This is a genomic window from Gordonia sp. UBA7599, assembly GCA_002477755.1.
Classification (GTDB): Bacteria; Actinomycetota; Actinomycetes; order Mycobacteriales; family Mycobacteriaceae; genus Gordonia.
In genome coordinates this window covers 1-6,623 of the sequence record DLKD01000073.1, presented here as the reverse complement: position 1 = coordinate 6,623, position 6,623 = coordinate 1, and the positions used below count along the sequence as shown (strand labels likewise).

Annotated in this window: 5 protein-coding genes and 1 tRNA gene; 2 read left to right on the top strand and 4 right to left on the bottom strand. The window is 68.7% G+C overall.

Features of this window, described 5'->3' with window-relative positions; translation table 11 throughout:
- Nucleotides 1-1,875 (top strand): topoisomerase C-terminal repeat-containing protein (locus tag B4L26_RS09240; RefSeq protein WP_290718244.1); only part of this gene is annotated, 1,875 nt, incomplete at its 5' end.
- Here the strand turns inward: B4L26_RS09240 and B4L26_RS09235 are convergent.
- A complete protein-coding gene (locus B4L26_RS09235) occupies nucleotides 1,872-3,464 on the bottom strand; it encodes an adenylate/guanylate cyclase domain-containing protein (protein ID WP_290718242.1) in 1,593 nt (530 codons plus the stop codon). The genes B4L26_RS09240 and B4L26_RS09235 overlap by 4 nt on opposite strands.
- A gap of 83 nt (nucleotides 3,465-3,547) precedes the next feature.
- Between B4L26_RS09235 and B4L26_RS09230 the strand changes: the two genes are divergently transcribed.
- A complete protein-coding gene (locus tag B4L26_RS09230) occupies nucleotides 3,548-4,822 on the top strand; it encodes a DNA polymerase III subunit delta' (protein WP_290718241.1) in 1,275 nt (424 codons plus the stop codon).
- A gap of 63 nt (nucleotides 4,823-4,885) precedes the next feature.
- Here B4L26_RS09230 and B4L26_RS09225 read toward each other — a convergent pair.
- From B4L26_RS09225 to B4L26_RS09215, 3 genes are all read right to left on the bottom strand, one after another.
- Nucleotides 4,886-4,961 (bottom strand) — tRNA-Thr (locus tag B4L26_RS09225).
- 59 nt (nucleotides 4,962-5,020) lie between these two features.
- The gene (locus tag B4L26_RS09220; protein WP_409563506.1) at nucleotides 5,021-5,899 is read right to left on the bottom strand and encodes an esterase/lipase family protein; all 879 of its coding nucleotides are present in this window, start codon (nucleotides 5,897-5,899) and stop codon (nucleotides 5,021-5,023) included.
- Nucleotides 5,900-5,944: 45 nt separating this feature from the next.
- Nucleotides 5,945-6,623: malic enzyme-like NAD(P)-binding protein (locus B4L26_RS09215; RefSeq protein ID WP_290718239.1), on the bottom strand; the 679-nt coding region annotated here is incomplete at its 5' end.

Genomic DNA, 6,623 nt, shown 5'->3' with positions numbered 1-6,623 from the left:
AAGAACGCGCAGGAGGCGCACGAGGCCATCCGCCCGGCCGGCGACAGCTTCCGCACCCCCGGCCAGGTCGCGTCGGCGCTCAACACCGACGAGTTCAAGCTCTACGAGCTGATCTGGCAGCGCACGGTCGCCTCGCAGATGGCCGATGCCAAGGGCACCACGATGAGCGTCCGGATTACCGGCGCCGCCGCCTCCGGGGAGCAGGTCGCCTTCGCCTCGTCGGGTCGCACCATCACCTTCCCCGGCTTCCTCTCGGCCTACGTGGAGACCGTCGACGAGCAGGCCGGTGGCCAGGCCGACGACGAGGAGCGCCGTCTCCCGACGCTGACGCAGGGACAGTCGCTGACCGCCGCGGAGCTGTCCGCCGACGGCCACTCCACCAACCCGCCCGCGCGCTACACCGAGGCGTCACTGGTCAAAGTGCTCGAGGACTTGGGGATCGGCCGCCCGTCGACGTATGCGTCGATCATCGGCACCATCCAAGACCGCGGCTACGTCGTGAAAAAGGGCAGCGCCCTCGTGCCGTCGTGGGTGGCGTTCGCGGTCGTCGGGCTGCTCGAGGCCTACTTCGAGAGCCTCGTCGACTACGACTTCACCGCTGCCCTTGAGGACGATCTGGACTTGATCGCCTCGGGCGAGGCCAACCGCACGCAGTGGTTGAGCGACTTCTACTTCGGCGGCGACGAGGCAACCGCCGGTGGCAGTGCCAAGCGCGACGTGGCACACGCTGGCGGCCTGAAGAAGCTCGTGGGTGTGAACCTCGAGGAGATCGACGCGCGCGAGGTCAACTCGATCCACCTCTTCGACGACGAGCAGGGCCGTGCGGTCTACGTCCGCGTCGGCCGGTTCGGGCCGTACCTGGAACGGACCGTGTCGGCGCCCGATGCTGCCGAGCCCGAGCTGCAGCGTGCCAACCTGCCCACCGACATGACGCCCGACGAGCTGACCATCGAGGTCGCCGAGAAGCTGTTCGCCACGCCGCAGGAAGGCCGCGTCCTCGGCGTCGACCCGCTCACCGGCAACGAAATCGTCGTCAAGGAGGGCCGCTTCGGGCCCTACGTCACCGAAATCCTGCCGGAGCAGGCTGACGACGACGGAGACGGTGACGTCGACGCGCCGGTGCCGACCGTGCCCGCGGGCCCGACGCCGCGCGACGGTGGCGAATTGTCGACGACCCTCGACGGTGCCGCGGCGCTGCCGACCGATGAGGCGCCGATCGCCCTCGACGGTGATGGGGCCCTCAAGACCGCGACGAAGCCGGCGAAGAAAACCGCGAAGAAGGCCGCCAAGAAGGCCGGCCCCAAGCCGCGCACCGGCTCGCTGTTCAAGTCGATGGACACCGGGACGGTGACGCTGGAGGACGCGCTGCGCCTGCTGTCGCTGCCGCGCGTCGTCGGCGTCGACCCCGCCAACGGCGAGGAGATCACCGCGCAGAACGGCCGGTACGGCCCGTATCTGAAGAAGGGCGCGGACTCACGGTCGTTGGCCACCGAGGAGCAGCTCTTCGAGATCACGCTGGACGAGGCGTTGCGGATCTACTCCGAGCCCAAGCGCCGCGGCCGGGCCGCTGCCGCGCCGCCGCTGCGCGAACTGGGGCCGGACTCGGTCAGCGAGAAGCCGATGGTCATCAAGGACGGCCGCTTCGGTCCGTATGTGACCGACGGCGAGACCAACGCCAGCCTGCGCAAGGGTGACGACGTCGCGTCGATCACCCCCGAGCGGGCGATGGAGCTGCTCGCCGACCGCCGTGCGCGCGGACCGGCCAAGAAGGCCGCGAAGAAGACCACCAAGAAGGCCGCGGCCAAGAAAGCACCGGCTAAGAAGGCACCGGCCAAGAAGGCAGCCGCGAAGAAGGCAGCCGCGAAGAAGGCTTAGGCGTCGGCTTCGGCGGGCTCGTCGAGATCGTCCTCGTCGAGGTCGGGCAGCGCGTCGGCGACCGGCTCGATACGGGGACGCGCCAACAGGGTTTCGATTCCGCGACCGCGCAGTTCGACGCCCTCGCCGATCTCCCAGTGGTGGGCCTCCTCGTCGTCGCCGAGGAAGACGGCACGGGCCGAGCCGAGGACGCGAGTTGGCTCGTCCTTCGCGAGGTCGGTCAGGCGCGCCGCTTCGTTGACCGGGTCGCCGATGACGGTGTACTCCAATCGCTGTTCGGAACCGATGTGGCCGGCGATGGCGCGGCCGGCCGAGACACCGATGCCGAAGTCGGTGTCACCCAGGGCAGATTCGAGTTCGATGCGCAGTTCGCGGGCGGCGGCCAGTGCGCGCCCGGCGAAGTTGTCCAGTTCCAGCGGTGCGCCAAAGATGGCGAGCGCCGCGTCGCCCTGGAACTTGTTGACGAATCCGCCGTGGCGGCCGACGACGTCGACGACGACGCGGAAGAACTCGTTGAGCATCTCGACGACCTCGCGCGGCGCGTGATGGACGGCCAGACGCGTCGAGCCGACGATGTCGACGAACAGGACGCCGACGTAGCGGTCCTCACCGCCGAGCTCGGTGCCGGTCTCGATAGCGCGGCGGGCGACGTCCTCGCCGACGTAGCGGCCGAACAGGTTGCGCAGCTGGTTCCGTTCGCGCAGGTCTGCGACCATCTCGTTGAACCCGGCCTGCAGGAGGCCGAGATCGCTGCCGTCGTAGATGCGGACCGAGGCGTTGAGGTTGCCGTCGCGGACCTGGTTCTGTGCGTTTCGGAGCTGCTTGATGGGGTCGTTGATGGCGCTGACCAGACGGTAGACGGCGAGTACGCCGAATGCGACGGCGGCGCCGGCCATCCACAGGATCGGCCGGATCACCGCGTCCGGGTGGGCGAAGCCGAGCGGGACCGAGAGTCCGAGGCCGATGATCACCAGCTGCGGCAGTGCGACCGTGATGAGCCAGAACATCGTGATGCGCGTGGAGACCGACGGCGCATTGGCGACATCGGGGTCGTTGGCCATGGCGGCGACGGTGATTGGGCGCAGCACCTTCTCGCTCTGCATGAAGCCCAATGCGCCGGTGACCATGGCGCCGATGACGCTGGCGAGGGCGACCATCACTGCCGTCTTGGCCGAGTCGAAACTGATCAGCACCGTCAGCAGGGCGCCGCCGATCAACCAGAGGACCATGTTGGCGCCGGTCAGCAGCCAGGGGAGGGCGAGGGCCCGTCGGCGGGCGAATCCGTTGTCCGGGCGCGTGCGGCGCCGGTGCCAGATCAGCACCGGCAGGGACAGCTTGATACTCAACGCCGCGCCTATGGCCGTTGCGATGACCAGGAAGACGCCGAACACGATCTGGTTGCGAACGGTCGCCTGGGCGAAGGTGACCGAGTAGTCGCTGTTCATCCCGAAGCGCAGGAAGGCGAAGGTGAAGATCGCGCCGATCATGTTGGCGCGCAGGAGGTCGAGCGCCAGGATCGGCCACGGGGTGCGCGCCAGCCACCGGGCGTTGTGCACGGCCCGCGACCATCGTGAGCGCTTCTCGACCATGCTGTCCAGGCTACTGGCGTGCTTGCAATTGTTAAACACCCGAGGAGAGCCGGTGGTGTCGGAGGCGCACTATTCTGGGGCGCGTGGCAGGGGTCTTTGATCGGCTGGTGGGCCAGAGCGGCGTCGTCGACGAGCTTCGCGCGGCGGCGCGCGGAGCGTTGATCGCTTCCCGACGTCTTGATGAACAGGCGGCGGGGGCGGTGTCGATGTTCGGCGATTCCGCAGGTCACGACGATGAGAGTGCGGCTCAACGGGCGTCGATGACCCACTCGTGGTTGTTTACCGGGCCACCCGGATCGGGTCGGTCGATCGCGGCGAAGTGCTTTGCCGCGGCGCTGCAATGCCACTCCGAAGCCGATCTCGGGTGTGGCGTATGTCGCGCCTGCGTGACTGTGATGAACGGCACGCATGCCGACGTTCGGCACGTTGTCCCGCAGGGCTTGAGCCTGTCGGTGGCGGACATGCGCGACGTGGTGCGGACCGCGTCGCGGCGCCCGGCTACCGGACGATGGCAGATCGTCGTCGTCGAAGATGCCGACCGCCTCACCGAGCAGGCGGGTAATGCCCTGCTGAAGGCGGTCGAGGAGCCGCCCTCGCGCACGGTGTTCCTGCTGTGTGCGCCCTCTGTCGACCCCGAGGACATCTCGGTGACGTTGAAGTCGCGCTGTCGTCACGTCGCGCTGACCATTGCCCCGGCGGCCGAGATCGAACGCATTTTGATCGAACGCGACGGTATCGACCCGGCCAACGCCGCGTGGGCGGCATCGGTATGCGGTGGGCACATCGGGCGGGCCAAGCGGTTGGCGACTGATCCGCTCGCGCGCGACCAGCGCCTCGCGGCGATCGGACTGGCGCGGGCGGCGACGATGCCGGCCCGTGCGTACGCGGCTGCGGAAGAGCTCGTGCGTTCGGCCGATGCGGCGGCCAAGGCGATCAGCGACGAGCGCAACGAGGCCGAGGTTGAGGAGCTGATGACCGCGCTGGGGGCGGGTGGGATCGGCCGTGGTGCCACACGGATGCCGCGAGGGAGCGTGGGCGCGGTCAACGAACTGGAGAAGCGGCAGAAGTCGCGCGCCACCCGCGCTGCGCGCGATGTGCTCGACTTGGCGCTGATGGACTTGGCCGGGGTGTTCCGCGACGCGCTCGTCGCCTCTGCTGGCGCCCAGGTGACCGCGATGCACCCCGACCAGTCGGACATGGTGGCCAAACTCGCCGGATTCGCCTCCGGCGCGCAGCTGCTGGCATGCATGGACGCGGTCCTGGAGTGCCGTGAGGTGCTCGACTACAACGTCAAGCCAAGGTTCGCCGTCGACGCAATGGTCGCCAAGATCGGGCAGGCGCTGGCCAAGGCCGGGTAAACCGCGGCTCGCGCGCCGCGATCCATCGCGACTCATGTGAGACACATGTCGCGACTCATCACATGGAGCCGCCCAGGGGAATCGAACCCCTGACCTATTCATTACGAGTGAATTGCTCTACCGACTGAGCTAGGGCGGCGTGCTGCGCTGGGCAGCGAGAACGAGTGTATCGGCTCGGCGCGGCCGGTCCAAAACGGGTTACAGAGGGAACTCGGGACCACCGCACGGCACTGCTACCCGGTGCGCCGGGTCGAGCGCGTTACGCACCAGCGCGGCGACCGTGCTCGAGTAAGGCATCCCGGTGTGGCCGACGCGCGAAGCCGGGCACACGTCCTGGATCACGATGTTGGTGATGTTGGGCCCCGGGGGCATCAGCGTTACCTGGTAGGGCGTCGAGATCATGTCGTAGCGGGTGGCCAGGTTGACGTAGCGGATCGACCGATGCCTCGGCCCCCACCTGTTCTCGCCCGGCTGGCGGGCGGCCGGTAGGCGGTCCTGGATGCTGCCGACCAGGGAGTGCCCCCGGCTCGGTGCGGAGAGCCCGACGATGGTGCCGACCTGGCTGGTGCGCAGCTGGGAGGTGAGCTGCGCGATGGAGCCGCCCTGCGAGTGCCCGATGAAATCGACCTTCTGCGCGCCAGTCGCCGCGACCACTCGGTCGAGGAACCGGGCCACCTCGCGGGCGGAGATCTCCCGTCGGGCCAGAGCGCCGATATTGCCGCTCCAACTCGTCTGTCCGTAGGTGAGGCTGAAGACGCAAAAACCGGCGTCGGCGAGTACCGGCGCCAGGTACGGGAAGTTGGCCAGCTGGTTCATCGACGTGCCGTGCAGCAGGATCACCGGGTGACGGTCTTTGTTACGGCACCCCCACCGGTTGGACCCGGCGGGTGACACCGTGGCCGGCTGGCTGAAGCCGTTGGCGATGGCCTCGGGCGGATAGCTGATGACGGGCAGTGGTGACGCCGCCGCGTGGGGGGCCAGCGGGATCAGGAGCGCCGAGACGACTCCGGCGACGGTTAGGGGATGCGCATGGCACCCATCTTGCCGCGCAGCGTCGCCACACGATGAGAAACACACCGCGACGACGAGTCGCGCGACGGGGAGATCTCGTCGAAAGTGCGGCTACGCGACGCCGTCGGCGCGGGCGGCCGCGGCCACGGCGGCGGCGACAGCGGGCGCCACACGGTCGTCGAGGGGGCTCGGCACGATGTAGTCGCGGCTCAGCTTGTCTGCGGCCACCGACAGGATGGCCTCGGCGGCAGCGATCTTCATGTTCTCGGTGATCCGGCGAGCGCCGGCGTCGAGTGCACCGGCGAAGACACCCGGGAACGCGAGGACGTTGTTGATCTGGTTCGGGAAATCGCTGCGCCCGGTGGCCACGACTGCCGCGTACTTGGCCGCGACCTCCGGGTGGATCTCCGGATCCGGATTCGACATCGCGAAAACGATCGCATCGTCGTTCATCGACGCGATGTACTCCTCGGGGATGGTTCCCGCGGACACGCCCAAGAAGGCGTCGGCACCGTTGAGAGCCTCGGCGGCACCGCCGGTGAGGCCGCGCGGATTGCTGCGCTCGGCCATGTCGGCCTTGAACTCGTTGAGGTCGGTGCGGTCGGTCGAGACGATGCCCTTCGAATCGAGCACGACGACGTCGGAGATCCCGCAGGCCAGCAGGATGTTGGCGCACGCGATGCCGGCGGCGCCGGCGCCGGAGATGACGACCTTCAGGCCGGAGAGGTCCCGCTCGAGGACGCGGGCCGCGCCCTTCAGGGCGGCGAGGACGACGATGGCGGTGCCGTGC

What these genes read in the sequence shown, in the direction of transcription:
- B4L26_RS09235 (WP_290718242.1), bottom strand. Translation starts at nt 3,464, where the DNA reads ATGGTCGAGAAGCGCTCACGATGGTCGCGGGCCGTGCACAACGCCCGG.